This window comes from Kitasatospora hibisci, from assembly GCF_043950205.1.
Classification (GTDB): domain Bacteria; phylum Actinomycetota; class Actinomycetes; order Streptomycetales; family Streptomycetaceae; genus Kitasatospora; species Kitasatospora hibisci.
The window spans coordinates 4,758,567-4,783,360 of record NZ_CP171642.1 but is presented as its reverse complement, the minus strand read 5'-3'; the positions used below and the strand labels follow the sequence as shown (position 1 = coordinate 4,783,360).

Sequence of the window (24,794 nt, the reverse complement as noted above, 5' to 3'; positions counted from 1 at the left end):
CTCCTGGGACTTCGTAGGGGCTGGGCCTGGCCGACCGGCCCTCAGGCCGTGGCCTCGGCGGCCGCGCGGGCGGCGGCCGGCAGGGCGGCCGCGATCCGCTCGACCGCCCGGTCGTCGTGGGACGCCGAGACGAACCACGACTCGTAGGCGGACGGCGGCAGGTAGACGCCCTGGCTGAGCATCGAGTGGAAGAAGGCGTTGAACCGGAACGCCTCCTGGGTCTTGGCCTCGTCGTAGTTGGTGACCGCGGCCTCGGTGAAGAACACCGAGAACATGTTCCCGGCGGTCTGCAGCCGGTGCGCCACACCCTCCTTGGCCAGCGCGTCCGACACCAGGGTCCCGACCTCGGCGGCCACCCCGTCCACCGCGGCGTACACCGCGTCCGTGCAGCCGCGCAGCTGGGCCAGGCCGGCCGCGGTGGCGATCGGGTTCCCGGAGAGGGTGCCCGCCTGGTAGACCGGGCCGGCCGGAGCCAGGTGGCCCATCACGTCGGCGCGGCCGCCGAAGGCCGCCGCCGGGAAGCCGCCGCCCATGACCTTGCCGAAGGTCAGGAGGTCCGGCGCCCAGCCCTCGTTCGCCGCCTCCAGGCCGTACCAGCCGGCCTTGGAGACGCGGAAGCCGGTCATCACCTCGTCCGAGATGAACAGCGCGCCGTTCTCCCGGCAGAGCCGGGCCAGGCCGCCGTTGAAACCCGGCAGCGGCGGAACGACGCCCATGTTGCCGGGCGAGGCCTCGGTGATCACGCAGGCGATCTCGCCCGGGTGGGCCCGGAAGGCCTGTTCGACGGCGGCCAGGTCGTTGTAGGGCAGCACGATGGTGTCGCCGGCCTGGGCGCCGGTGACGCCCGGCGTGTCCGGGAGACCGAACGTCGCCACGCCGGAACCGGCGGCGGCCAGCAGTGCGTCCACATGACCGTGGTAGCAGCCTGCGAACTTCACGACCTTCGCCCGGCCGGTGAAGCCGCGGGCCAGCCGGATCGCGGACATGGTCGCCTCGGTGCCCGAGGAGACCAGGCGGACCTGCTCGACCGGGGCGACCCGGGCGACGATCTCCTCCGCCAGCTCGACCTCGCCCAGGCCGGGCGTGCCGAAGGAGGTACCGCGGGAGACGGCCTGCTGGACGGCGTCGATCACGGCCGGGTGCGCGTGGCCGAGGATCATCGGGCCCCACGAGCACACCAGGTCGACGTACTCGCGGCCGTCGGCGTCGGTGAGGTAGGGGCCGGTGCCGGACACCATGAACCGCGGTGTGCCGCCGACCGCGCGGAAGGCGCGCACCGGGGAGTTGACGCCGCCGGGCGTGACGACCGAGGCCCGCTCGAAGAGCGACTGGGACTGGGGTGCTTCGTAGGGGTAGCTCACGGGAGACATGGTCTCAAATCGTGTCCTTCACCTCTGCATGTCGGACCTCATCATCTGGAACGATGATCCGGGCGAGGAATTCTGTACGGTTATCCGTACAACGGAGCCCCTGACTGCTCCGGCTGCACGGACCAGTCAGACTATGTACTCGGCTTTCACCGCGGGGGGTTTCCGGCCTCCTGCGGGTGCAGGGGTGTTGAGAGGACTGCCGCGTGCCCGGACTGGGTACGGCGGCGCATGACGGGTAAGGAGCACGTCCGGAGGGACGCCGGGCGTGCGGGGGTCTGTCGATTCCGGCGAATTCCGGTGAGGATGGTCCGAGTGTCCGAGGCGCAGGACGGCTACGACGAGGCGGCGGGTGGCTCCCGCAGGCCCGCCGAGGCCGCACGCGGGGGTACGGGAGCGGGTACGGGTCGTGGCGGTCGCGGCGGTGAGAGGCGGGGTGAGGGACGCGTGGGGGTGACCTACAAGTACTTCGGCGCGCCCGACCGCGCCACCGCCGCCAGAGTCCCCACCGCCCTCGGCCCCGGCGGGCTCGGCCTGGACGCGGGCGAGCTCGGCTCGCTCGGGCGGCTGGGCGACCTGATGGAGACCAGCGGCTCCCCCAACGGCCACCTCTCCACCAAGATCAAGCCGGAGACCATGAGCGCCATGGTCCTCACCGGCATCCAGGGCGTGCCGCTGCACCAGGTCCCCCCGCTGGAGCTGGTCGTGCTGCACCCCGACTACGCCGTCGTGCAGCTCCCGCACAACGTGGTCGAACCGCTGCGCAAGGCCGACGAGACCGAGCTCGGCGCAGCCGCGTTCATCTGGTCGACCGTCCCCGACCGGCGTGGCCCACGGGACGCCTTCGTGATCTACAGCATGCTGCACGAGTGGCAGGACTTCGCCAACCGGCTGCACGACGCCGGGCACCAGCTGTACTGCCTGGTCTGGCCCTGACCGGTCCGGTCCGAGCCCTTCCCGGCGGTGACACCGGGCGCGGGGCCGGACCGCCGGTGCTCAGCTCCGGGAGCGCCGGGCCCGCCGGATCGTCCGCTCGACCTCCACCGGCTCCGCCAGCGGCCCGTCCACCAATCGCGACAGCGCCGAGACGAAGGCCGCCCGCTCCGCGTCCGGGAGCGACTCCAGCACCTCCCGGTGGACCCGGTCGGCGACCTCGGTGCCGCGCTCGACGGCCCGCTCCCCGGCCTCGGTCACCGAGACGATCCGGGCCCGGCGGTCGGTGGCGGACGGTCGGCGCTCGGCCAGGCCGGCCCGCTCCAGCTCGTCGACGGTGACGACCATCGTGGTCTTGTCCAGGTCGGCCAGCTCGGCCAGCTGGATCTGGGTGCGCTCGGCCTCCATCGCGTGGAACAGCACGGAGTAGGCGCGCGGGGTGATCCCCAGCCCGGTGAAGGCGGCCGCCATCCGGGTCGCCAGCACGTGGCTGGCGTGGTCGAGCAGACCGGAGATGTCGCGGAACTGGCGCGCGGGGCGACTGGTCGTCATACGCACGAGCGTAGCAACACCGTCTATCGGCAGATGATCCCGTGATCAACCATCTCCGCGGTCCGGTCGGGGAGGTGTCGTTACGGGATGCCCAGCTCGAACAGCGCGTACCCGGCGTACCAGCCGGCCGCAACCGCCGGCATCGCGAACAGGCCCGCCAGCGTGGGCGGCCGCAGCCGGCGCAGCGCGATGGCGAGACCGACGAAGAGCGGGAAGGCCGGCAGCAGGTAGCGCGAGATGTTCCCGAAGATCTGGTTGCTGCTGAGCGCGGTGAAGACGGTCAGCAGCGTGTAGACCACCAGCACCAGGGGCGGTCGGGTGCGCAGCAGCAGGACCAGCAGGCCGGGCAGGAGGATCAGCAGCGCCACCGCGATGAGGTCCGGCACCGGGTTGGACTGCCAGAAGTCCCAGTGCCCGGTGACCACGTCCAGGAAGGTGCGGGAGGTGGAGGCGCCCCAGTCGAAGTAGCGGTTCCAGGCGCCGCGCTGCAGCTTGAAGTAGCCGCCCCAGTCGCCCATCCGGTAGCCGACCCAGGCGACGTACCAGAGCAGGCCCCACGGGGTGATCAGCATCGCGGTCAGCGGGCGGGCGATACCGTCCGTCCGCCGGACGAGCGCCACCAGTGCGGAGATCGAGACGGCCGCGATCACGGCCGCGGCGGTCGGGCGGTTGAGGCCGGCCGCGAGGGCGAGCGCCCCGGCCGCCACCCAGCGGTGCGTCATCACGCAGTAGCAGGCCCAGGCGGAGATCGCCACGAAGAGCGAGTCCGAGTAGACCGCCCACTCCACCCCCGAACCGGGGAAGAGGCCCCAGATCACCGCGGCGACCACCCCGGCCCGGAAGCCGCCGAGCCGCTCGGCGATCGCGAAGATGCCGGCCGCCGCGACGAACGAGGCCAGCACCGAGACCAGGATCCCGGAGCCGTAGGGCCCGAGGCCGGTGACGGCGCCGACCAGGCGCATCAGCCACGGGTAGAGCGGGAAGAAGGCGGCCGAGTTCTCGTAGTAGCTGGCCAGCGGGTACCCGTGCAGCGGGATGAGTTGCGGGTCGTAGCCGTTCTCGGCGATCCGCTGGTACCAGATGCCGTCCCAGGTGCCGAGCACGTCCCACGGCCGGGCACCGCCGCCGCGGCCGACGTCCTTCTTCAGGAAGTCCCCGGTGTGCGAGAGCAACAGCATGAAGACGGTCAGGCCGGTCGCCTTCACGACCGCGTACGCACCGAGCGCGGGCGCGAACCGGTCCACGGCGGCGGAGAGCCGGCCCTGCCGCGCGGCGCCCCCGGACCGCTCGGCGCGGTCGTCCGGCTCCGTGCTCGACGGCTCCGTACTCGATGTGCTCGATGCCGTGGTCATCGCTCTGGACTCCCCGCCCCCGCTCGTGATCGGCGCGACCACGAACGGGCGGCCGCCGGGCGAGCCTACGGCACCGGGGTTCGGCGGTACGCGTCAACCTTCCGTGCCGGGCTCCTCGAAGGCGTAGAGCCGGTGCAGGGCTTCGACCAGGGCGCGGCCCCGCGCGGTGAGGGCGCGGCCGTCCGGGGCGGTGAGCGAGCGTCGGGCGACCAGCCTGGCCAGCACCGCGCCCCGGTGCAGCACCGTGCCGTCCGGGGGCAGGTTGACCAGCACGGTCTCCTCGGGGCCGCACTCCAGCAGCCCGGCGGCGTCGCCCCGGCGGACCAGCGCGCCCTCGCACAGCGCGTACGCCCCCGCCCGCGGTACCCGGACGGCACGGGCCGGGCCGCCGGTGTGGCGGACGGTCAGCTGCACGCCGGACGCCGGGTCCGGGTCGGGCTTGCCGAGGGTGGGCACGCCGTGCCGCTCCAGCACGTGCCGCACCTGGGTCGGCAGCCGGCCGTCCGGCCGCTCCAGCTCGATCTCGCCGAGCAGCCAGGTGGAGCCCTGCATCCGGCAGTTGATTTCCAGGGCGAGCGCGCGGTCGCCGTCGAGGACGAAGTCGGCGCCGAAGACGCCCCGGTAGCCGAGGCCGGCCAGGCCCCAGCCGATCCGCTCGGTGGCCTCCAGGCACCGGTTCAGGGCGCGCGGGGGGAGCAGCTCCGGAGCCTCGAAGTCACAGCCGGCGTACTGGCCGAAACCGGCGCCCGCCTCCGCGACCCCGATCAGCTGGAGCGAGGGCCGCAGCACCTGCGGCAGGCCGTCCGACCCGACGAAGCCGTGCACGTTGAGCGCGGTGTCGCCGACGTACTCGCTGACCAGCCAGCGCTCGCGCTCGGGCAGCACCGCGGCGTCGTCGGCGGCCCGGACGAGGTGGGTGCCGTTGCCCGCGGAGCCGCGCGGCGCCTGGGCGACGTAGAGCGGGCCGAAGCGGCCGCGGAGCGCCCGGTGGTCGAGCCGGCCGGACACCACGGTGCTGGCCGGGGCCGGTACGCCGAGCTGCCCGAACCAGGCGCGCATGGCGACCTTGTCGACCAGGACGTCGGAGCCTGCGGTGGGCGGCGGCACCAGCAGCCGGGCGCCGGTGGCCGCCACGGCGGCGGTCCACTGCTCGCGCTGGCTGCCGTAGCCGGCCAGCCGCAGCTCGCGACCGCGCCAGCGCGTGCCGACCAGTCCTGGCAGCCGGCCGGCCACGCCGTCCAGCCCCGGCCCGCCCGGCCCGCCGTCGCGGGTGCCGGACCACACCTCCTGCGCGTGCAGTTCCACCCCGAACCGCGCACCCCAGCCGGCGTCCGCCGCCTCACCGGAGAGCAGCGCGGCCAGGGCGCCGGTGCGGAGCAGCGGCAGCAGGTACAGCGGCCGGGAGACGATCCCGAGGTGTGCGCCCGGGCGAAGCACCCGCCCGGCGTCCTCCAGAGTGGCGATCACCCGATGGATCATGCACCCGGATGCGATCCCGCACTTCCGCCAAGGCGTCTGCACCGCAAGAGATCTGACGATGCCTTAGACTCCGCGCCGCCGACAGCCCCGCAAGGCACCCGACCGCCCGACCGGGGACGCCCGGCGGCTCGGGCGAGGAGAGGCGGGCATGCCCCGTGTCCCACGTGCCGACCGGCAGCGCACCGAATCTTCCGGCAGCGGCCGGCATCGACGCTCCACCACACTGCGGCCGACGGGACAGAACGCCGCGCACACAGCGGAGAGCCGCCGCTCCGCGCCCCAGGAGGGAAGCGCGGGGCGGCGGCTCGCGCCGGCCGAACCGGGCGCAGATCAGCCCGCGTTGAGGCAGTGGTTGCCGAACGCGGGGTTCAGCAGGCCGACCACGTTGATGGTGTTGCCGCACAGGTTGACCGGGACGTGCACCGGAACCTGGATCTGGTTGCCGGAGATGACACCGGGGGAACCCGCGGCGACACCCTCGGCGCCCGAGCTGGCCATCGCGGTGCCGGCACCGGCCGCCACGATGCCTACCACGGCGGCACCGACGGCGGCCGTCTTCTTGATGCTCATAGGAGCCTCCTGACTCATCGACAGATATGCACGGGGAGTGCGACATCTAGAACGACACCCGCTCGACCCGGTTGCGACGACCCGCCCTTTGTCACCCGACTGGCCCAACGCAGGGCCCGCCAGGCATTCGGGTGATCACGGGACCCGACCGTTTCCCCCCGGGCCCGCCCTCGTTCTCCCTGTCGGAACACGCTCCACCGGGCCCCACCGGGCTCCACCCGTTCCACCAGGCTCCACCGGGCCCCACCGGGCTCCCTAGACGAATCGAGTACCGCACATGCGCAAGCTCGCCCACGGCGTCCTCGGCACCGCGGCCTCCGCCGCCCTGCTGGTCGCCGGCGCCGGCGCCGCCTCCGCCCACCACGCCCACGGCGCCTCGGCCGAGGGTGTCGCGGCCGGCTCGCCCGGCGTGGCCTCGGGCAACGAGGTCCAGGTGCCGCTGCACATCCCGGTGAACCTGTGCGGCAACTCGATCGACGTGATCGGCGCCCTGAACCCGGCGTTCGGCAACCACTGCGCCAGCGCCTGACCCAGCTCGACCGGCGACCCGGCCCCGCCGCCGGTCGCCCTCGAACCCGGGACGTCCGCCGCCGGTCCGAGCCCGTCCGGAATTGTTCCCGGTCGCGCGTCTGCACGAATTGCCCCGGCCGTGCGGGAACAATTCGCGACGCGCGGTTCCGCGGCCGCGTCCGTCGTCCAAGCCACGGGCGACACGAGCCATTTGGGCCGCCAGAGTGACAATCACGGCATTCCCAGAAGCCAGCGGGCGATGATTTCCTTTCGCCCAGCTCCCGACTATTTCCAATTTCGGTCGGGCAGAAAACGGAGGAAGAACCCAACATGCGTAACCTCAAGAAGGCCGCCGCCCTGTCCCTCGCCACCGCCGGCCTGGTGGTCGGTGCCGCCGGCGGCGCGTTCGCCAGCTCCGGTGCCGAGGGCGTCGCCGCCGGCTCCCCCGGTGTGCTCTCCGGCAACCAGATCCAGATCCCGGTGCACATCCCGGTCAACGTCTGCGGCAACTCCATCGGGGTCATCAGCATCCTGAACCCGGCGTTCGGCAACAACTGCGCCAACATCGGCTGATCCGGCGGTCGCCGCACCGGCGACAACCGACTCACCGAGTCCGTGCCGCACCCCGCCGCCGGCGGGGTGCGGCCCGCTCAACCCGTGTGTGATCGAGGAGATCAACCCCCATGCAGAACGTGAAGAAGGCCGCCGTCCTCTCCGCCGCCGCCGCCGGCCTGGTGCTGGGCGCTGCGGGCTCCGCCGCCGCCAGCTCCGGCGCCGAGGGCGTCGCCGCCGCCTCCCCCGGTGTGCTCTCCGGCAACCAGCTCCAGGTGCCGGTGCACATCCCCGTCAACCTGTGCGGCAACTCCGTCGACGTGATCGGCGCCCTGAACCCGGCGTTCGGCAACAGCTGCGCCAACGTGGAGGCGGACCCGCTCCACGACGCGGACGACTGCTGATCCCCGGTCGGCACGCGTTTCGGCCGAACTGCCCCCCGACCAGCCGGCCGGGGGGCAGTTCGGCATCCCCGGGCGCAGTCCGGACGCCCGGCGACCTGAACCCCGAAGGGTGATTCCGCATGGTTTCGAAGAAGAGCGGGGCCGGCCTCGCCGCCGCCCTGGGCGCCGCGATGCTGCTCGGCGCCGGCGCGGGCACGGCGCACGCCGCACCGGCCGAGGGCGGCGCCAGCCTGGCCAAGACCGACGTCGCCCAGGCGCTGGGCGGCACGACCGCCGGCCTCGGTTACGGCATCGCGCCGGTGAAGGACCTGCGCCTGGACCCGTGGGCCAACTCCTCGGCCGACGTGCTCAACAACGGCGCCACCGTCCAGCCGGACGACTCCGGCCTGGCGCCGGTCTCCACGGGGACGCTGACCGGACCGCTGAGCGCCGGCGGCGGGCCGCGGGACCTCCCGGTCGTCGGACAGCTGCTCGGCGCGCTGCCGGGCTGAGCCGAGGAGCGCACACGCGGGAGCCCGGCCCCCCTCCGGCGGAGGGGGTGCCGGGCTCCCGCCCTGCCGGGGCCCGCTCGGCGCCGGATTCCGGACCACCCGCGTCGGCGCCGGCGCGGCGGTGGGTTCAGAGCTGGGCGAGCCCGGCCAGGCCGGTCTGCTGAACCACGCCGGTGGTGGTCGCCGTCGTGGTCTCGGCGAGGTTCCCCACCGAGTCGGTGACGGAGATCCGCTCGTCCTCGTTGCCCAGGGTCGCCTTGGCACCCGGCACCGCCTGCACCGCGCCGGTGATCAGCCGCGGGTCGACCTCGTCCACCTTGAGCGCGCCGGCGGCCAGCTGGCCGGTGCCGTCCTGGGCCAGCGCGAGCGGCTTGCCGAGGCCGACACCGGGGGTGTCGGCGTGCAGCGGCGCGGCGGGGGCGTCCAGCAGCAGCTCGCCGAGATCGGCGCCCTGGTCGACCAGTGGCAGCGGCAGCTCCGCCTTGGCGCTCGGGCCCACCTTGCCGGTGCCGAGCGCGGGCACCAGACGGTCCGGCAGCAGGGCGTCGCCAGTGGTGCGGCCCGGCACGGGCGGCATCACCAGGGAGGTCGGGATGCCCCCGGAGATCCGGCTGTCCAGCGGGGCGAGCGGCACGTCGAGCGGGACCTGCTGGGTGCCCAGCCGGTCCTCCAGAGCCCCGACCTGGTCGGGGCTGACCGCGGCGGCGGAGGCCGCCCCGGGGGACGCGAGCACGCCCGCACCGACCGCCAGCAGCATCGCGCCGGCCCGCTTGGAGAACTTCATGCTTTTCACCGTTCTGCCTGTCCGTACTGGAGTCCTGGGGGGTCGGCTGCGTGGGCGCAGCCGGAAAGCAACCTGCCTCAACGATCCACCCGGAGCCCGGATTGCGGGCGTTAACCGGTTCGGCCTAATAATCCGACCGGAAACCTCCTGCCGTCGCGCCTCCCGGGGTGTTTTCAAAATTCCGCGTAACCTTCCGTGCCGTCATTCTTTGATCTGAACGTCAGTGACCGCAGACCGGGTCTGAGCGTTGTACGCGTTGTACGCACGGAAACCAAGAGCTTTTCAGAGAGGGATCTCCCCATGATCCAGAAGTCCTTCGCCGCCGCCGGCCTGGCCGCCGCCGCACTGGCCGCCGCCGCGGCGCCGGCCTCGGCCATCGCGGACTCGGACGGCTCCGCCGCGTCCCTCCAGGGCAACGGCGGCACCAACTTCACCGGCACCGTCGGTGACAACAGCCCGAACTTCCACTTCCTGGACAACGCGAACGTCTGCCTCCCGGAGATCCACAACATCGCCGTCGGCGTGCTCGGCGTGGCCGTCCCGGTCGAGGTCCCGATCGCCAACAGCGGTGGCAAGCAGTACTGCACCCAGGGTCAGGGCACCCAGAGCAAGGGCGACTCCGGCGTCTCCCACCTGATCGGCTGACCCTCACCAGCTGCGCCACCCCCCGAACCACCCTTCGAATCGCTCCCCGATTCACCCCTCGAGAGGAAACCCAGAAATGATCAAGAAGACCCTCGCCGCCGCCGGCCTGGCCGCCGCCGCCATCGCGATGTCCGCCGGCTCGGCTTCCGCCATCGCCGACTCGGACGGCTCGGCCGTCTCCGCCCAGGGCAACGGCGGCACCAACCAGACCGGCACCCACGGCAACGGCAGCCCGAACTTCCACACCCTGGACAACGCGAACGTCTGCCTGCCCGAGGTGCACAACATCGCGGTCGCGGTCGTCGGTGTCGCCGTCCCGGTCGAGGTCCCGATCCTCAACAGCACCCCGAAGCAGATCTGCAACGTCGGCCAGAACACCCAGTCCTCGGGCGACGCGGGTGTCTCGCACCTGATCGGCTGATCCAGGGGCATGGCGCGGTCGGAGGGCCCGGGGACGTGTCCCCGGGCCCTCCGGGCTTCGGTGCGATCAACTGTCCGGCCGGACCGTCCCGAACGGGCGCGGGCCGGCCGGGTGACAGACCGTCGGGAGCGGCGCGTGGGGTGCCGCGGCCGACGGCAGCGTGTGTTCACGTGACCAGTGAGAGCGCTCCGACCGAGCGCTCCGGACGAGAGGGCAGATCCATGAAGAGCAAGCTGGGCAAGGTCGCGCTGACCGCCTTCGGCGCGCTGGCGCTGGCGGGCGTCGCCACCCCGGCGTTCGCGCACGTCGGCCTGGTCGGCGGCGGCGAGTTCGCCGCCTCGGCCGACCCGGTCTTCGCGGCCGGCGAGTGGTGGGGCCTCGCCCACACCTCGAACATCCAGACCGGTGCCTACGGCTGGGGCGCCGCCACCTCCACCGACCTGGTCGGCGGCGAGGAGGGCTTCGCCCACATCGGCTGACGCCGGGCGAACGCCGGAGGCCGGGCCCCGTGGCGGGGCCCGGCCTCCGGCGTCCCCCTCCCGCGCCCGCCTTCAGGCGAGCGGGGCGAGTGACGGCTAGATCATCCGGGCGGCTTCGAGGGCCCAGTAGGTGAGGATCTGCTGGGCGCCGGCGCGGCGGATCGAGGTCAGCGTCTCCAGGATCATCCGCTCCCGGTCGATCCAGCCGTTGGCCGCGGCGGCCTCGACCATCGCGTACTCGCCGGAGACCTGGTACGCCGCCACGGGCACCGGCGAGGCGTCGGCCACCTCGCGCAGGATGTCCAGGTAGGCCATGGCCGGCTTGACCATGACCAGGTCCGCGCCCTCGGCGAGGTCCTGCTCCAGCTCGCGCAGCGCCTCCCGGGCGTTGGCCGGGTCCTGCTGGTAGGTCTTGCGGTCGCCCTTCAGCGAGGAGCCGACCGCCTCGCGGAACGGGCCGTAGAACGCCGAGGCGTACTTGGCGGTGTAGGCGAGGATGCCCACGTCCTGGTGCCCCGCCTCGTCCAGCGCCCGACGGACCACACCGATCTGGCCGTCCATCATCCCGGAAGGGCCGACCAGGTGGACGCCGGCGTCGGCCTGCACCCGGGCCATCTCCGCGTAGCGCTCCAGCGTCGCGTCGTTGTCCACGCTGCCGTCGGCGGCCAGCACGCCGCAGTGGCCGTGGTCGGTGTACTCGTCCAGGCAGAGGTCGGACATCACCACCAGGGCGTCGCCGACCTCGGAGACCACGTCGCGGATCGCCTGCTGCAGGATGCCGTCCGGGTTGGTGCCCTCGCTGCCCACCGCGTCCTGCACCGCCGGGACGCCGAACAGCATGACCCCGCCCAGGCCCGCCTCGGCGGCCTCGACCACGGCCTTGCGCAGCGTCTCGCGGGTGTGCTGGACCACGCCGGGCATCGACGTCACCGGCACCGGCTCGCTGACGCCCTCACGGACGAACAGCGGCAGGACCAGCTCCGCCGGGTGCAGCCGGGTCTCGGCGACCAGGCGGCGCATCGCCGGGCTCCGGCGCAGCCGACGGGGGCGAACGTACGGGAATTCAGCGGACACGGCTTCTCTCTCCGAACGGTTGTGCAGTCCCCGGGGGCGGCGGGTGGACCGCCCCCGGTCTGGATGCTTCTCGGCCGGCGCCTCAGCGGGCCTTGCGGCGCGAGCCGGGACGGCGCTCGCTGGGCCGGTAGACCGGCTCGCCGGCCGCGGTGGCGGTGTCGCGGCGCTTGGCCCCGAAGTCTGCCAGCGCCTGGGCCAGTGCGGCCGCCGACGGGGCCGGGGCCATCACGTCGACCCGCAGGCCGTGCTCCTCGGCGGTCTTGGCGGTGGCCGGGCCGATGCAGGCGATCACGGTCACGTTGTGCGGCTTGCCCGCGATGCCGACCAGGTTCCGCACGGTCGAGGACGAGGTGAAGAGCACCGCGTCGAAGCCGCCGCCCTTGATCGCCTCACGGGTCTCGGCCGGCGGCGGCGAAGCGCGCACCGTTCGGTACGCCGTCACGTCGTCGACCTCCCAGCCGAGCTCGACCAGGCCGGCCACCAGGGTCTCGGTGGCGATGTCGGCGCGCGGCAGCAGCACCCGGTCGATCGGGTCGAACACCGGGTCGTACGGCGGCCAGTCCTCCAGCAGGCCGGCGGCGGACTGCTCGCCGGACGGCACCAGGTCCGGCTTCACGCCGAAGTCGACCAGCGCCTGCGCGGTGGTCTCGCCGACCGCGGCGACCTTGATCCCGGCGAACGCCCGGGCGTCCAGGCCGTACTCCTCGAACTTCTCCCGGACGGCGCGCACCGCGTTCACCGACGTGAAGGCGATCCACTCGTAGCGGCCGGTGACCAGGCCCTTGATCGCCCGTTCCATCTGCTGCGGGGTGCGCGGCGGCTCGACCGCGATGGTCGGCACCTCCTGCGGCACCGCGCCGTACGAGCGGAGCTGCTCGGACAGGCCGGTGGCCTGCTCCTTGGTCCGCGGAACCAGCACGTTCCAGCCGAACAGCGGCTTGGTCTCGAACCAGGAGTGCGAGGCGCGGTGGGCGACCTGCTCACCGACCACGGCTATCACCGAGGTCGCCGGGTCCACCGGGGCGGAGACCGGGGAGGGCAGTACCCGGGCCGCCTTCAGGTCGGCCGCGATGGTGGCCAGGGTGGCGGTGAAGGTCCGCTGCCGGGTGGTGGTGCCGGAGAGCGTGGCGCTGAGCGCGGAGTCCGGCTTGCGGCCGTTGGAGACCAGCGCGTTGGCGGTGGCCGGCAGCTGGCCCAGCGTGGTGCGGACGACCAGGGTGGTCTCCGGTGCGCCGAGGTCGACCGGGCTGCCGGCGAGCAGCGCGCCGCCGTCCACGAACCGGACGTCGGCGCCGCCGGTGCCGCGCAGCGGCACACCCGCGTAGGCCGGTACGCCGACCGACTGGGCGACGCCCGGGATCACCTCGAAGGCGATGCCGTCGCCGGCGCAGCTGAGCATCTCCTCGGCGGCGCAGCCGTCCAGGCCGGGGTCGCCGTCGACGGTGCGGACCACGTGCTTGCCGTTGCGGACGGCCTCGGCGACCAGCTTGGCCAGGTCGAAGTCGGCGCCCTCGGCGGTGGGGGTGTGCACCTGTACGCCGGCCGGACAGTGGCTGCGCACGGCGGCCGCGGTCAGCGGGTCGGCGACCAGGACGTCGGCCGAGGCCAGTACCTCGACCGCACGCAGGGTCAGCAGGCCCGGGTCCCCGGGGCCCGCGCCCAGGAAGGTGCACCGGCCGGCGGCGGCCGGTGCACCCGGGAACGGGCTGTCGGCCGGGTAGGGGGTGTCGGTGGCGGTCGTGGGGCTCATCGGGCTCGCTCCCCCATGAGGGCGGCCGCGCCCGCGTCGAGCAGCCGGGCGGCAAGGGCTCGGCCGAGGGCCGTCGCCTGCTGCTCGGCGGTCTCGTCGAGGACGATCGGACCGTGGGCGGACATCTTCAGCAGGGTGGCGCCGTCGGCGGTGCCGACCACGCCCTCCAGCCGCAGTTCGTGCGGGTGGCCCCAGGTGGCCAGGCCGGCGACCGGTGCGGAGCAGCCGGCCTCCAGGGTGGCCAGCAGCGCGCGCTCGGCGGCCACCGCGACCCGGGTGGGGGCGTGGTCGAGGGCTGCGAGCGCGGCGGCCAGGGCGGGGTCGGCGGTGGTGCACTCGATGGCGAGCGCGCCCTGGCCGGGGGCCGGGATCATCAGTTCCGGGTCGAGGTGCTCGGTGACCTCGGTCGCGCGGCCGAGCCGGTTCAGGCCGGCGGTGGCCAGTACCACCGCGTCCAGCTCGCCGGAGGCGACGAAGCCGATCCGGGTGTCCACGTTGCCGCGGATCGCGACCGTCTCGATCTGGGCGCCCCGGGCACGGGCCCAGGCGTTCAGCTGGGCCATCCGGCGCGGCGAGCCGGTGCCGATCCGGGCGGCGCGGCCGGCGCCGGCGAGCTTCTCGGCCAGCTCCTCCAGGGTCAGGCCCTCGCACGCCACCAGGGCGTCGCGGACGTCCTCGCGCTCGGGCACCGCGGCAAGCACCAGGCCCGCGGGCTCGGCGGTGGGCAGGTCCTTCAGCGAGTGCACGGCGAAGTCGATCCGGCCCTCCAGGAGCGCGTCGCGCAGGGCGGAGACGAACACGCCGGTGCCGCCGATCTGCGCCAGCGCCTCCCGGGAGGTGTCGCCGTAGGTGGTGATCTCCACCAGCTCGACGGGGCGCCCGGTGAGCCGGGTCACCTCGCGGGCGACCATGCCCGACTGGGCCATGGCGAGCGCGCTGCGCCGGGTGCCGAGCCGCAGCGGAGCGGTGTCGGCCGGAGCCTGGTCGGTGAGCGGTTGACCATTCATGAGGTGATCGTCCCGGTGGTACTCGTGGGATGGCTGACGGTTCATCTGGCGCCCCCGCCCGGGGGCTGGGTGCCGATCGGGGTGCCGGAGACCGCGTGCACGGCCGCCGGGTCGAGGTCGAACAGCTCGCGCAGGGCGTCCGCGTAGGAGGCCCCGCCGGGCTCGGCGGCGAGCTGCTTCACCCGCACGGTCGGCGCGTGCAGCAGCTTGTCGACGACCCTGCGGACGGTCTGGGTGATCTCGGCGCGGGAGCGGTCGTCCAGTCCGGGCAGCCGGGAGTCGAGGCGGCCCAGCTCGGCGGCGACCACGTCGGAGGCCATCGCCCGGAGGGCGACCACGGTCGGCGCGATCCGGGCGGCCCGCTGGGCGGCGCCGAAGGCCGCGACCTCGTCGGCCACGATCCCGGTGACCGCGTCGACGTCCCCGGCGCCGGGGCTGGCGGCGTGGGCGTGCGAGAGGCTCTCCAGGTCGACCAGGAGCGCGCCCGGCAGCTCGTGCACCGCGTGGTCGACGTCGCGCGGCATGGCGAGGTCGAGCAGGGCGAGCGGGGTGGCGGCCGTGCGGCTCGCGACGGCGGCCGCCACGTCCTCGGCCCGGATCACCACGCCGGCCGCGCCGGTGCAGGAGACCACCAGGTCGACGTCGGCCATGGCCTCGGGCACCTTGGCGAGCTCGACGGTGCGCGCGACGTCGGCGCCGAGGATCTCGACCAGGCGCTCGGCGCGCTCCGGGGTCCGGTTGGCGATCAGCAGGTCGGTCACGCCGGAGCGGACCAGGGTGGCGGCGGCCAGCGAGCTCATCGAGCCGGCACCGACCACCAGGGCCCGCTTGCCCGCGATCGCGCCCGCGCCGGCCGCGACCTGCTCCAGGCCGAACGTCACCAGGGACTGCCCCGCCTTGTCGATGCCGGTCTCGCTGTGCGCGCGCTTGCCGACCCGCAGGGCCTGCTGGAACAGCTCGTTCAGGCCGCGGCCGGCGGTGTGCTCGTCCTGCGCGGTGGCCAGCGCGTCGCGCAGCTGACCGAGGATCTGGCCCTCGCCGACCACCATCGAGTCCAGGCCGCAGGCCACCGAGAAGAGGTGGTGGACGGCGCGGTCCTCGTAGTGCACGTAGAGGTGGGAGGTCAGCTCCTCCAGGTCCACCCCGCTGTGGTGGGCCAGCAGCAGTGACAGCTCGGCGACGCCGGCGTGGAACTTGTCCACGTCCGCGTAGAGCTCGATCCGGTTGCAGGTGTTCAGCAGCGCCGCCTCGGCCACGGTGGCGGTGGCCGAGGCGTCGTGCAGGAGCCGGGTCGGGGCCTCACCGGTCAGGGCGGCGCGCTCCAGCACGCCGACCGGGGCGGTGCGATGGCTCAGTCCAACGACGAGAAGACTCACGCCCGCCCCCAGGTGCCACGGATCTCGGTGCTCATGCCGGCATCACCGCGGAGAGCTCGCCCTCGCCGCCCTTGCCGGGCTTGGTCGTCCCCGGGTCGGCGTCCTTGGCCGCGGGCTCGGCCGCGCGGGCCTTGCCGTTGCCGCCGGCCGCCCGGCGCAGCTTGGCCGCGGCCGCGCGGACCGGGCCGGGGGCGCGGTCGAGCACGGACTCGGTGCGGTCCGGCTCGTCGCCGGCCTTGCGCTGCTCGTGGAAGGCCAGGATCTGCAGCTCGATGGAGAGGTCCACCTTGCGCACGTCCACGCCGTCCGGGACGGTCAGCACGGTCGGCGCGAAGTTCAGGATGCTGGTGACGCCGGCCTCGACCAGCCGGTCGCAGACCTGCTGGGCGGCGCCCGGCGGGGTGGTGATCACGCCGATCGAGACGTGCTGGCTCTCCACGATGGACTCCAGTTCGTCCATGTGGCGCACCGGGAGGCCGGCTGCGCTGGTGCCGACCACGGCCGGGTCGGCGTCCAGCAGGGCGGCCACCCGGAAGCCGCGGGAGGCGAACCCGCCGTAGTTGGCGAGCGCGTGGCCGAGGTTCCCGATGCCGACGATGACGACCGGCCAGTCCTGGGTGAGACCCAGCTCACGGGAGATCTGGTAGACGAGGTACTCGACGTCGTAGCCGACACCACGGGTGCCGTAGGAGCCGAGGTAGGAGAAGTCCTTGCGCAGCTTCGCGGAGTTCACGCCCGCGGCGGCCGCCAGCTCCTCCGAGGAGACGGTCGGCACCGAGCGCTCGGAGAGCGCGGTGAGGGCCCGCAGGTAGAGGGGCAGGCGGGCGACGGTCGCCTCCGGGATGCCCCGGGCACGCGAGGGTCGGCGCGCGGCACCCTGGTCGGGCGTCTGCGAACTGCTCTGTGGTGATCGGCCGATTGCCACGGTGCTCCTGTGGGTGAAGCTGGGCTTTGGCAGCCAGGCTATGCGTTTGTGAACGTGTGCACAAAGATGGTGTCCGATTTGTCCCCGCACAGTGATGCGCATCACGCCGACGACCCCATAGCACCGGTCCCCTTCCGGACCTCCGCCGGGGGCCGCGCCCGGGGCGGCCGAAGGCCGTACGCAGGGCCGCGCGGGGACCCCTCCGGCACCTGGTGCGGCTGCTCGGAGCGCTGGCCGGAGCGCTCGCCCGAAGGTTGATCGGAGCGGTGGTCGGAGGCGGACCCGGACGGCTGCACCGGGAACCCGGGCAGCGGGTCGCAGGCCGGCTCGCCGATCGGCTCGGACAGCGCACCGGGGTGCGGGCCGGGCAGCGGGTCGCGCCGCACCAGCAGCACCGGCTCGCCGGACTGGCGCGAGCGCGCCCGGCCCAGCCGCGGCCACGGCACCCGCGCCGCCTCGCACAGGGGCACCGCCCAGTCCTCCGGCGGGCAGGACGCCGCCCCCAGACAGTGCCGGAGCAGGTCGGCGGTGGCCCGAGCGTCACCCAGGGCGGTGTGCGCCGGGAACCGGCCGAGCCCGGCCGCCTCGACGCAGGCCGCCAGCCCGAAGCCGCGGGCCTCCGGCAGGTGGTCGCGGGCCAGCCGCATGGTGCAGAGCAGCGGGACCGACGGCAGCGGCACGCCGATCCGGGCGAATTCGCGGTCGAGGAAGGCGTGGTCACAGGTCACGTGGTGCCCCACCAGCACCCGCCCGGCCAGCAGCTCCAGCAACCGCGGGGCTATCTCGCGGAACCGGGGCGCGCCCTCGACGTCGGCCTGGGCTATCCGGTGCACGTGGGTCGGGCCGACCGGGCCCAGCGGGTCCAACAGGGTACAGAACTCGGCCTCAGGACGAAGGCGCTCGTCCAGCAGCACGACGGCCACCTCGACCACCCGATGCCGCCACGGACTGCGGCCGGTCGTCTCCACGTCCACCACCGCGAAGCCCCCGGCCCCGGTCGGGGCGAGGGGCGTCCCTGGTGTCGGGCCGGGAAGCATGGCGGCACTCCTCGCGTGCTCAGCCCCCCACGGGCGCAAACGCGTTCGATCGTAAGCCGACGAACACCGGGCGCCCCAGGCCGTGCACGCGATTCTTCACAACGATTCGGCGAACCGCCCCCGCCGGTCGGCGGGGGTCGACGGTACCGTGCGCCCGCCCGGCCGGCCGGGCCGGGGCCGAGGCGGGCCCTACGCGCCGAGGGCGGACCGCAGCCGGCGCTCGTCGACCCGCCAGAAGTCGTGCTGGCGGCCGTCGACCAGGGTCACCGGGATCTGCTCCCAGTACTTGCGGTACAGCTCCTCGTCCTGCGTGATGTCCTTCTCCTCGAAGGCCGCGCCCAGTTCCCCGGCCACCCGGACGATCACCTCCCGGGCGTCGTCGCACAGGTGGCAGCCCGGCTTGCCGACCAGGGTCACGGTCCGGTCGGACGGCTTCGGGCTCGGGTTCTTGTCACGTCGCAGCAGAGGACTCACCCGGCTATTGTGCGCCTGCTTACACCCGCGCCGGCGCCGCCCGGGGGCTCGCGGCGGCCACGGACGGGCAGCGCGCTGTTCACTCCTCGGGCACGCCGCCGTCACGGCCGCTCCACGCCCGGCTGGCTATGCTCGATGCCATGGCCGTGCTCCGAAGGCTCACCCAGGCAAGGCGCCCCACCAGCGCGCAGACCGCCCTGGCGGGCGAGGCCGCGGCCGAGGCCGCGGAGGCCGCGCTGAAGGCCGACCCGGGCGCCCCTCCCGTCGGCCGGTGGACCGCGCCCGCCGAGCAGAGCACCCCGGCCCGGGACGCCGCGCCCGGACGGGCCGGCAAGGCCCCCAAGGCGCCCGCCGGGAACCACACGCCCGAGCCGGGCGACCCGCGCGCCGCCGCCTTCTTCGACTGCGACAACACCATCCTGCGCGGCGCGGCGATCTTCTACCTCGGCGTCGGCCTCTACCGCCACGGCCTCCTCACCCGCCGCGACATCGCCCGGTTCGCCTGGCAGCAGGCGTGGTTCCGGCTGCACGGCGCCGAGGACCCGGACCACATGGCCGACGCCCAGCACACCGCGCTCGGCCTGGTCGCCGGCAAGCGGACCGCCGACCTCGAAGCGCTCTGCGAGGAGGTGTTCGAGCAGGTCGTCGCGGACAAGATCTGGCCCGGCACCCGCGCCCTGGTCCAGATGCACCTGGACGCCGGCCAGCGGGTCTGGCTGGTGACGGCCGCCCCGCTGGAGGTGGCCCGGATCATCGCCCGACGGCTCGGCATGACCGGCGCGCTCGGTACCGTCGCCGAGGCCCACGACGGCGCCTACACCGGCCGGCTGGTCGGGGACCTGCTCCACGGACCGGCCAAGGCCGCCGCCGTCCGGTCGCTGGCCCGCCGCGAGCGGCTCGACCTGGACCGCTGCGCCGCCTACAGCGACTCGGCCAACGACATCCCGATGCTCTCACTGGTCGGCCACCCGTACGTGGTGAACCCGGACGGCGCGCTGCGCCGGCACGCCCGGGCGCAGGGCTGGCGGGTGCGGGACTTCCGGACCGGACGCAAGGCGGCCCGGGTGGGCCTGCCGGCGGCGGCCGCGCTCGGCGTGGCCGCGGGTGCGGCGGCGGCCGGGGTCGCGCTGCACCGCCGGCACCGCGCCTGACGCGGCGGGCCCCCACCGGTCCGCCTCGGGCCGCTCCCGGACCGCCGCGGGCCACCGCCCGAGCGCGGCGGCCCGGACCCCCTGCGGGAGTGACCGTCCGTCAATCCGCACGCTGACCAGCCCGCCCGTACGGGCGAATCCGCCCGTTCCACGGGCCGGCCCGACCCCCATGACCGAACCTGCAAGCCGGCGACCGGTTCTGATCGTTCGCCAGACCGGGAAAGTCGGGGGTTACCGAGGCCAACCCCGGGGAAACCGCCCGCCCGGCCACCGAATTGGTCACCCAGCGCACCCGTTCGATCACGTTGAGCCGGATGAACGACGACATCTTCGGTCAGTGTCGGCCGAATATGCAGGCGATGCGGATCCCAAACGACCACTTCGACCACACGGTGTAGCTGTCATTGCACAAAGCGTTATTCTCTCCTGGATGCACGTCACCCACCCGCCCCTCGCGACCGGGCGGCGCCGGCGTGCTCTCCGCGCAGGCGGAGGTGATCCGTCCACAGTTCTGCCTCTGGGAGTCCCGTGTACCCACCCGTCCGGAACGACGCGCCTGCACCCTCCCGCCCGTCGCCCGCGCCCCTGCGCTCCCGCACCAGCCTCCGCGGCCGGCCGGCGTCCGCCCGGCAGATCTCCACCGGCCTGGAGCTGCTGCGCACCCTGCTCCGCAGCCAGCTCGCCGCCACCACCCCCCAACTGGTCCCCGCCGGCGCCTCGATCGGCTACGGGCCGACCCACCCCCCCGGCCTGGCGCTGCGCACCACCGCGGCCGGCTCCACCGGCGCCGGCGCACGCGGCCGGACCGGGACCGGCACGGGCGGCCGCAGCCGCACCCGGACCGCCCCGAGCCCCGGATTCGAGACCGAACACAACCCGATCATGGAGCTGGTCGAGCGGGCCCAGGCCGGGGAGAGCGAGGCCTTCGGCCGCCTGTACGACCACTACGCGGACACCGTCTACCGCTACATCTACTACCGGGTCGGCAGCCGGGCCACCGCCGAGGACCTCACCAGCGAGACGTTCCTGCGCGCGCTGCGCCGGATCGGCACCTTCACCTGGCAGGGCCGGGACTTCGGCGCCTGGCTGGTGACCATCGCCCGCAACCTGGTGGCCGACCACTTCAAGTCCAGCCGGTTCCGGCTGGAGGTCACCACCGGCGAGATGCTCGACTCCAACGAGTGCGAGCGCAGCCCCGAGGAGTCGGTGCTGGAGTCGCTCTCCAACGCCGCCCTGCTGGAGGCCGTCCGACGGCTCAACCCGCAGCAGCAGGAGTGCGTCACCCTCCGCTTCCTGCAGGGCCTCTCGGTCGCCGAGACGGCCCGGATCATGGGCAAGAACGAGGGCGCCATCAAGACCCTCCAGTACCGCGCGGTGCGGACGTTGGCCCGCCTCCTGCCGCCCGACGCGCGGTGAGCGGTACCAGGACCGGGGCCGGGGCCGGCGGCAGCGCCGGTGAAACCCCCTGTGGAATAGCCGGAACAACCCGAGGACCGTCACCGTCGGTGCCGGTCCGACACGTCCGGGTGAACGGTCGGTCCGATGATCAGCCGTGCGTAACCGACCGCCCGCACCACTCGTTGGCCAGCGTGCAAGCCCCCACCAGGCGTACGGTCAAGTCGAATTGCGACCTCTCACCCGATGGAGTGGCTTTGGCCCGCCGAGGCAACCGTCCGGCAGGCCGGGGTGTCGACAACGACGAAGGGAGGTGTGGCCCGTGACGGCAAACGTGCTGGAGCACCGGCGGGCGAAGGCCTTCGCCGAGGCGCTGGAGGCCCACCAGGCAGAGCAACGCGGCGCCACCGCGGCCGGATCGGCCAACGCCGCCGCCATCGGCGCCGGTTCGACCGCGACGGCCGAACTGGTCGACCTGGCGGGCGCTCTAGGGGCACTGCCGGGACCGGCGCTGGACGCGGATGTCCGGATCGTCCAACGCGCCCAGCTGATGGCCGCGTTCGAGCAGGTCTTCGCCGGCGGGACGGGCGCCGTGGTGCCCCGGCAGCGCAGGCACCGGGCGCTCCGCGGGGCGCCGCGCGGCCGGTGGAGCCGCCGGTTCGCGATCGGCGGCCTGGTCGCCGGCCTCGCCGTGGGCAGCTTCGCCGGCGCGGCCGCCGCGAGCTCCAACGCCCTTCCCGGGGACACGCTGTACGGCATGAAGCGCGGCCTCGAAGGGCTCCGGCTCGACCTCGCCGGCTCGGACACCGAGCGCGGCGAGCTGCTGCTCGACAACGCCGCCACCCGGCTCGGCGAGGCCAAGAGCCTGGTCGGCCGGTCGGACGCGGCCGCACTCAGTCCGGGCACCGTCGAGCGGGTCCGCAAGGCACTGGACGACATGCACGCCGACGCCCTCAAGGGCCGCGACCTGCTGCGCTCGGTCTACCGGAGCAACGGCTCGCTCGACCCGATGCGCACGCTGGCCGGCTTCGCCCAGGACGAGGACGGCCACTGGGCCGAGCTGCAGAGCAGGCTCCCGGTCCAGCTGATCTCGCAGGCCCACCTCGTCGACCAGCTCTTCGACGACATAAGCGAGGACGTCGCGCCCCTGCATCTGGCCCAGCCGCCCGCCAAGAGCGGCAGCCCGGCCGGCTCCGGGGCGGGCGGCGCGACGGGCGGCCCGGCGGACGGCGGCAGCCCGGCCGAGGCCCCGGCCGTCGACGGCACCCCGGCCGCAGGCTCCGGACCGGACCGCAACGGCGGATCCGGCGGCACGGCCGGCAACGGCAAGGCCGGCAGCACCGAGCAGGCGCCGTCCGCCGGGGCCAGCACGCCCGGCGCCGGTGCGGCGGCCGGCGGCGGAGCGGCGCCGAGCAGCCTGCCCAGCAGCGCCTCGGACGCGGTCGGCGGGCTGGTGGACGACCTCACCAGTGGCCTCCCCGGCACCAAGCCCTCGCCGAGCGCCGACCCGGCGCCCGCGCAGGCCCCGCAGCCGTCGGGCACGCCGACTGCGGCCACCGGTGACGGCAGCGGCACGCAGCAGGGCGTCGACGTGCCTCCGCTGATCCCCGGGCTGCTGCCCGGCCTGCGGATCCTCGGCGGCTGACGGGCCGACGCAGGCGGAGGGGCCCGGCGACGTGGCGGTTTCTAGCGTTCGCCGGGCCCCTCCGCCGTTCCCGGCCCGCTGCGCAGCGGGCCGGGCGGGCAGGGCGAGCCGGGCCGTTCGTCAGAAGAAGACCGACCGACGCTGCACCAGCAGCTTGTAGAGCGTGTGCTGGATGGTCTCCCGCACCTCGTCGGCCAGGTCGAAGACCAGCATCGGGTCGTCCGCCGCCTCCGCCGGGTGCCGGTCGGTGGCGATCGGCTCGCCGAACTGGATGATCCACTTGGTCGGCAGCGGCACCGCACCGAGCGGCCCGAGCCACGGGAAGGTCGGCGTGATCGGCACGTACGGCAGGCCGAGCAGCCGGGCCAGCGTCTTGAAGTTGCCGATCATCGGATAGGTCTCCTCCGCCCCGACGATCGCGCAGGGAACGATCGGCACCCGGGCCCGCAGCGCCGAGGAGACGAAGCCCCCGCGCCCGAACCGCTGGAGCTTGTACCGCTCGGAGAACGGCTTGCCGATGCCCTTGAAGCCCTCCGGCCAGACCCCGACCAGCTCGCCGCGCTCCAGCAGCGCCTGGGCGTCCTCGTTGCAGGCGAGCGTGTGGCCGGCCTTGCGGGCCAGCTCGTTGACGCCGGGCAGCACGAACACCAGGTCGGCGGCGAGCATCCGCAGGTACCGCCGCGCGGGGTGGTGGTCGTGGATGACGACCTGCGTCATCAGGGCGTCCAGCGGGATCGTCCCCGAGTGGTTGGCCACCAGCAGTGCGCCGCCCTCGGCCGGGATGTTCTCGATCCCGCGCACCTCGACCCGGAAGTACTTCTCGGCGAGCGGCCGCAGCATCCCGAGCAGCACCTCCTCGGTGAGCTCCCGGTCGAAGCCGAACTCGTCCACCTCGTAGTCGCCGGTGATCCGGCGGCGCAGGAAGGAGAGGCCGTCGGCGGCCCGGCCCTCCCAGCCCTTGCCGAACAGCCGGGTGGCGGCCGGGCCGAGCGGCCCGGCCAGCGCCCCGCCGACGGCCCCGGCGAGCCGGTCGGCCAGGCCGGCGGGCCGCTCGGGCTCGCTCCAGCTCGGCGCGGACTCGATCGGGATGACCTTGGCCTCGCCCGGCGCGTTCTCGGCTGCGGCACTCATCGCGGGTTCAGCTCCTGGGTCGACGGGGACGGTTCGGGGGGGGCCTGGCGCGCCGGGTGGGCGCCCGGGGTGCGCTCCGGCCCCAGCAGCGCGCCCAGCCGGTCGGTGACGGCGGTCAGCCGCTCGGGCGGCAGCAGCCCGGTGCTCTGCGCGGCGGCGAAGTCGGCGAACGCCTCCGGGGTGGTGAAGCGCGGCCGGTAGCCGAAGGTGTCGCGCAGCGCGGTGGTGTCCACCACCCGGCCGTGGGTGAGGAGCCGCAGCTGCTCGGGGGAGAAGTCGACCATCCTGGTCTGCCGGGCCAGCCCGGCCATCCAGCTGATCGCGGGCAGCAGCAGCGGCAGGGTCGGCCGGCCGAGCCGGCGGGCGCACTGGGAGAGCAGCAGCACCCCCTCCCCCGCCACGTTGAAGGTGCCGGTGTTGACGGTGCCGGGCTCCGGCTCGGCCGCCGCCCGGGCGAGGACCGCGAGCGCGTCGTCCTCGTGGACGAACTGCAGCCTCGGGTCGTAGCCGAGCACGGTGGGCAGCACCGGCAGTGCGAAGTACTCGCTGAGCGGGGTGTCCGCTCCGGGGCCGACGATGTTGGCGAACCGCAGCACGGTGACCGCGACGTCCGGGCGGCGCCGGGCGAAGCCGCGGACGTAGCCCTCGACCTCGACCGCGTCCTTGGCGAAGCCGCCGCCCGGGAGGTTCTTGGGCTGGGTCCGCTCGGTGAACACCGCCGGGTCGCGCGGTGCCGAGCCGTACACGCCGGTGGTCGACTTCACCACCAGCCGGCGCACCCCCGGGGCCTTCTGGCAGGCACCGAGCAGCTGCATGGTGCCGATGACGTTGGACTCCTTGACGGCGGCGCGGTTGGTGGAGCCCAGGCCGGTGGCGCTCACCGCCAGGTGGACGACGGTGTCGACGCGGTGCTCGGCGATCACCCGGGCCACCGCGGGCCGGCGCAGGTCGAGCTGCTGGAACCGGTACGGGGCGGCGGGCTCCGCCGGCTCCTCGACCGGCAGCCGGGGCGGCTGCACGTCCACGCCGACCACCAGGTCGACGCCGGGCCGGCGTCGGAGCTCGGCGACGAACCGGGCGCCGAGCCGGCGGGACACGCCGGTGACGAGCACGACCATCCCCACAGTGCTGCACCCCATTCCTCGGCCGCCACGGCCCTGCGTGCACCGTACCGCGCCACCCGGCCGGGCCGGGAAGTGACACCGCCCGGCGCCGCGGGCAAGTGACGCCGCCCGGAAATGACACCGCCCGCCCAGGCCGGCAGGCCTGGGCGGGCGGTGGAAGCGCCGG

At 74.2% G+C, this 24,794-nt stretch carries 26 protein-coding genes; 11 read left to right on the top strand and 15 right to left on the bottom strand.

Annotation, left to right across the window (positions count from 1 at the left end):
* Window positions 1–41: 41 nt before the first annotated feature.
* Window positions 42–1,370 (bottom strand): glutamate-1-semialdehyde 2,1-aminomutase, encoded by a 1,329-nt coding sequence (gene hemL, locus ACF9IK_RS20835; RefSeq protein WP_395295683.1) that lies wholly within the window; start codon window positions 1,368–1,370, stop codon window positions 42–44.
* A gap of 303 nt (window positions 1,371–1,673) precedes the next feature.
* Between hemL and ACF9IK_RS20830 the strand changes: the two genes are divergently transcribed.
* Complete coding sequence (locus ACF9IK_RS20830; RefSeq protein ID WP_238863704.1) at window positions 1,674–2,303, top strand: hypothetical protein; 630 nt, start codon at window positions 1,674–1,676, stop codon at window positions 2,301–2,303.
* Between the two features lie 60 nt (window positions 2,304–2,363).
* Here ACF9IK_RS20830 and ACF9IK_RS20825 read toward each other — a convergent pair whose 3' ends face one another.
* The 4 genes from ACF9IK_RS20825 to ACF9IK_RS20810 all read right to left on the bottom strand — a co-directional run bounded on the left by ACF9IK_RS20825 (window position 2,364) and on the right by ACF9IK_RS20810 (window position 6,253).
* Window positions 2,364–2,852 carry a MarR family winged helix-turn-helix transcriptional regulator gene (locus tag ACF9IK_RS20825; protein WP_395295682.1) on the bottom strand — a complete coding sequence of 163 codons (489 nt, stop codon included), beginning with the start codon at window positions 2,850–2,852 and terminating at the stop codon, window positions 2,364–2,366.
* An 80-nt stretch (window positions 2,853–2,932) separates the two neighbouring features.
* Window positions 2,933–4,204 (bottom strand): hypothetical protein, encoded by a 1,272-nt coding sequence (locus ACF9IK_RS20820; protein ID WP_395295681.1) that lies wholly within the window; start codon window positions 4,202–4,204, stop codon window positions 2,933–2,935.
* Window positions 4,205–4,297: 93 nt separating this feature from the next.
* On the bottom strand, window positions 4,298–5,671 hold the full coding sequence (locus ACF9IK_RS20815) for an ATP-grasp domain-containing protein (RefSeq protein WP_395295680.1): 1,374 nt from the start codon (window positions 5,669–5,671) through the stop codon (window positions 4,298–4,300).
* A 342-nt stretch (window positions 5,672–6,013) separates the two neighbouring features.
* A complete protein-coding gene (locus ACF9IK_RS20810) occupies window positions 6,014–6,253 on the bottom strand; it encodes a chaplin (RefSeq protein WP_395295679.1) in 240 nt (79 codons plus the stop codon).
* 277 nt (window positions 6,254–6,530) lie between these two features.
* On the opposite strand from ACF9IK_RS20810, the gene ACF9IK_RS20805 reads away from it, so the two are divergent.
* From ACF9IK_RS20805 to ACF9IK_RS20790, 4 genes are all read left to right on the top strand, one after another.
* Entirely contained in the window at window positions 6,531–6,782 is a 252-nt protein-coding gene (locus ACF9IK_RS20805) for a chaplin (protein ID WP_395295678.1), read from the top strand.
* 311 nt (window positions 6,783–7,093) lie between these two features.
* A complete protein-coding gene (locus tag ACF9IK_RS20800) occupies window positions 7,094–7,336 on the top strand; it encodes a chaplin (RefSeq protein WP_395295677.1) in 243 nt (80 codons plus the stop codon).
* A gap of 110 nt (window positions 7,337–7,446) precedes the next feature.
* Window positions 7,447–7,719, top strand: a complete 273-nt coding sequence (locus ACF9IK_RS20795) for a chaplin (protein WP_395295676.1) — start codon at window positions 7,447–7,449, stop codon at window positions 7,717–7,719.
* Between the two features lie 119 nt (window positions 7,720–7,838).
* Window positions 7,839–8,210: a hypothetical protein gene (locus ACF9IK_RS20790; RefSeq protein WP_395295675.1), complete on the top strand. Its 372-nt coding sequence runs from the start codon at window positions 7,839–7,841 to the stop codon at window positions 8,208–8,210.
* 127 nt (window positions 8,211–8,337) lie between these two features.
* Here the strand turns inward: ACF9IK_RS20790 and ACF9IK_RS20785 are convergent, their stop codons facing one another.
* Window positions 8,338–8,994 carry a hypothetical protein gene (locus ACF9IK_RS20785; RefSeq protein WP_395295674.1) on the bottom strand — a complete coding sequence of 219 codons (657 nt, stop codon included), beginning with the start codon at window positions 8,992–8,994 and terminating at the stop codon, window positions 8,338–8,340.
* Window positions 8,995–9,294: 300 nt separating this feature from the next.
* Here ACF9IK_RS20785 and ACF9IK_RS20780 point away from each other — a divergent pair, with 300 nt between their 5' ends.
* The 3 genes from ACF9IK_RS20780 (at window position 9,295) to ACF9IK_RS20770 (ending at window position 10,539) form a co-directional block, all read left to right on the top strand.
* The gene (locus ACF9IK_RS20780; protein WP_395295673.1) at window positions 9,295–9,639 is read left to right on the top strand and encodes a rodlet layer protein; all 345 of its coding nucleotides are present in this window, start codon (window positions 9,295–9,297) and stop codon (window positions 9,637–9,639) included.
* A 76-nt stretch (window positions 9,640–9,715) separates the two neighbouring features.
* Entirely contained in the window at window positions 9,716–10,060 is a 345-nt protein-coding gene (locus ACF9IK_RS20775) for a rodlet layer protein (RefSeq protein ID WP_395295672.1), read from the top strand.
* A gap of 221 nt (window positions 10,061–10,281) precedes the next feature.
* Window positions 10,282–10,539, top strand: a complete 258-nt coding sequence (locus ACF9IK_RS20770; RefSeq protein WP_395295671.1) for a hypothetical protein — start codon at window positions 10,282–10,284, stop codon at window positions 10,537–10,539.
* Window positions 10,540–10,635: 96 nt separating this feature from the next.
* Here the strand turns inward: ACF9IK_RS20770 and hemB are convergent, their stop codons facing one another.
* The 7 genes from hemB to ACF9IK_RS20735 form a co-directional block, all read right to left on the bottom strand.
* Entirely contained in the window at window positions 10,636–11,613 is a 978-nt protein-coding gene (gene hemB / locus ACF9IK_RS20765) for a porphobilinogen synthase (protein WP_395295670.1), read from the bottom strand.
* 82 nt (window positions 11,614–11,695) lie between these two features.
* Window positions 11,696–13,363, bottom strand: a complete 1,668-nt coding sequence (locus ACF9IK_RS20760) for a uroporphyrinogen-III synthase (protein ID WP_313764321.1) — start codon at window positions 13,361–13,363, stop codon at window positions 11,696–11,698.
* A complete protein-coding gene (gene hemC / locus ACF9IK_RS20755) occupies window positions 13,360–14,370 on the bottom strand; it encodes a hydroxymethylbilane synthase (RefSeq protein WP_395295669.1) in 1,011 nt (336 codons plus the stop codon). Before hemC ends, ACF9IK_RS20760 begins: the two co-directional genes overlap by 4 nt.
* Window positions 14,371–14,411: 41 nt before the next feature.
* Complete coding sequence (locus ACF9IK_RS20750) at window positions 14,412–15,746, bottom strand: glutamyl-tRNA reductase (protein WP_395295668.1); 1,335 nt, start codon at window positions 15,744–15,746, stop codon at window positions 14,412–14,414.
* 31 nt (window positions 15,747–15,777) lie between these two features.
* On the bottom strand, window positions 15,778–16,671 hold the full coding sequence (locus ACF9IK_RS20745) for a redox-sensing transcriptional repressor Rex (RefSeq protein WP_395295667.1): 894 nt from the start codon (window positions 16,669–16,671) through the stop codon (window positions 15,778–15,780).
* A 101-nt stretch (window positions 16,672–16,772) separates the two neighbouring features.
* Window positions 16,773–17,708 carry a 3'-5' exonuclease gene (locus ACF9IK_RS20740; protein ID WP_395295666.1) on the bottom strand — a complete coding sequence of 312 codons (936 nt, stop codon included), beginning with the start codon at window positions 17,706–17,708 and terminating at the stop codon, window positions 16,773–16,775.
* A 189-nt stretch (window positions 17,709–17,897) separates the two neighbouring features.
* Window positions 17,898–18,182, bottom strand: a complete 285-nt coding sequence (locus ACF9IK_RS20735) for a glutaredoxin family protein (protein WP_395295665.1) — start codon at window positions 18,180–18,182, stop codon at window positions 17,898–17,900.
* A gap of 140 nt (window positions 18,183–18,322) precedes the next feature.
* On the opposite strand from ACF9IK_RS20735, the gene ACF9IK_RS20730 reads away from it, so the two are divergent.
* From ACF9IK_RS20730 to ACF9IK_RS20720, 3 genes are all read left to right on the top strand, one after another.
* Window positions 18,323–19,333, top strand: a complete 1,011-nt coding sequence (locus ACF9IK_RS20730; protein ID WP_395295664.1) for an HAD family hydrolase — start codon at window positions 18,323–18,325, stop codon at window positions 19,331–19,333.
* Between the two features lie 633 nt (window positions 19,334–19,966).
* Window positions 19,967–20,749, top strand: a complete 783-nt coding sequence (locus tag ACF9IK_RS20725) for an ECF subfamily RNA polymerase sigma factor, BldN family (RefSeq protein ID WP_395298631.1) — start codon at window positions 19,967–19,969, stop codon at window positions 20,747–20,749.
* A 301-nt stretch (window positions 20,750–21,050) separates the two neighbouring features.
* Window positions 21,051–22,373, top strand: coding sequence for a DUF5667 domain-containing protein (locus ACF9IK_RS20720; RefSeq protein WP_395295663.1), 1,323 nt, complete (start codon window positions 21,051–21,053; stop codon window positions 22,371–22,373).
* Window positions 22,374–22,493: 120 nt separating this feature from the next.
* Here the strand turns inward: ACF9IK_RS20720 and ACF9IK_RS20715 are convergent, their stop codons facing one another.
* Window positions 22,494–23,504, bottom strand: a complete 1,011-nt coding sequence (locus ACF9IK_RS20715) for a lysophospholipid acyltransferase family protein (RefSeq protein ID WP_395295662.1) — start codon at window positions 23,502–23,504, stop codon at window positions 22,494–22,496.
* On the bottom strand, window positions 23,501–24,628 hold the full coding sequence (locus tag ACF9IK_RS20710) for an NAD-dependent epimerase/dehydratase family protein (RefSeq protein ID WP_395295661.1): 1,128 nt from the start codon (window positions 24,626–24,628) through the stop codon (window positions 23,501–23,503). Before ACF9IK_RS20710 ends, ACF9IK_RS20715 begins: the two co-directional genes overlap by 4 nt.
* Window positions 24,629–24,794: the final 166 nt, after the last annotated feature.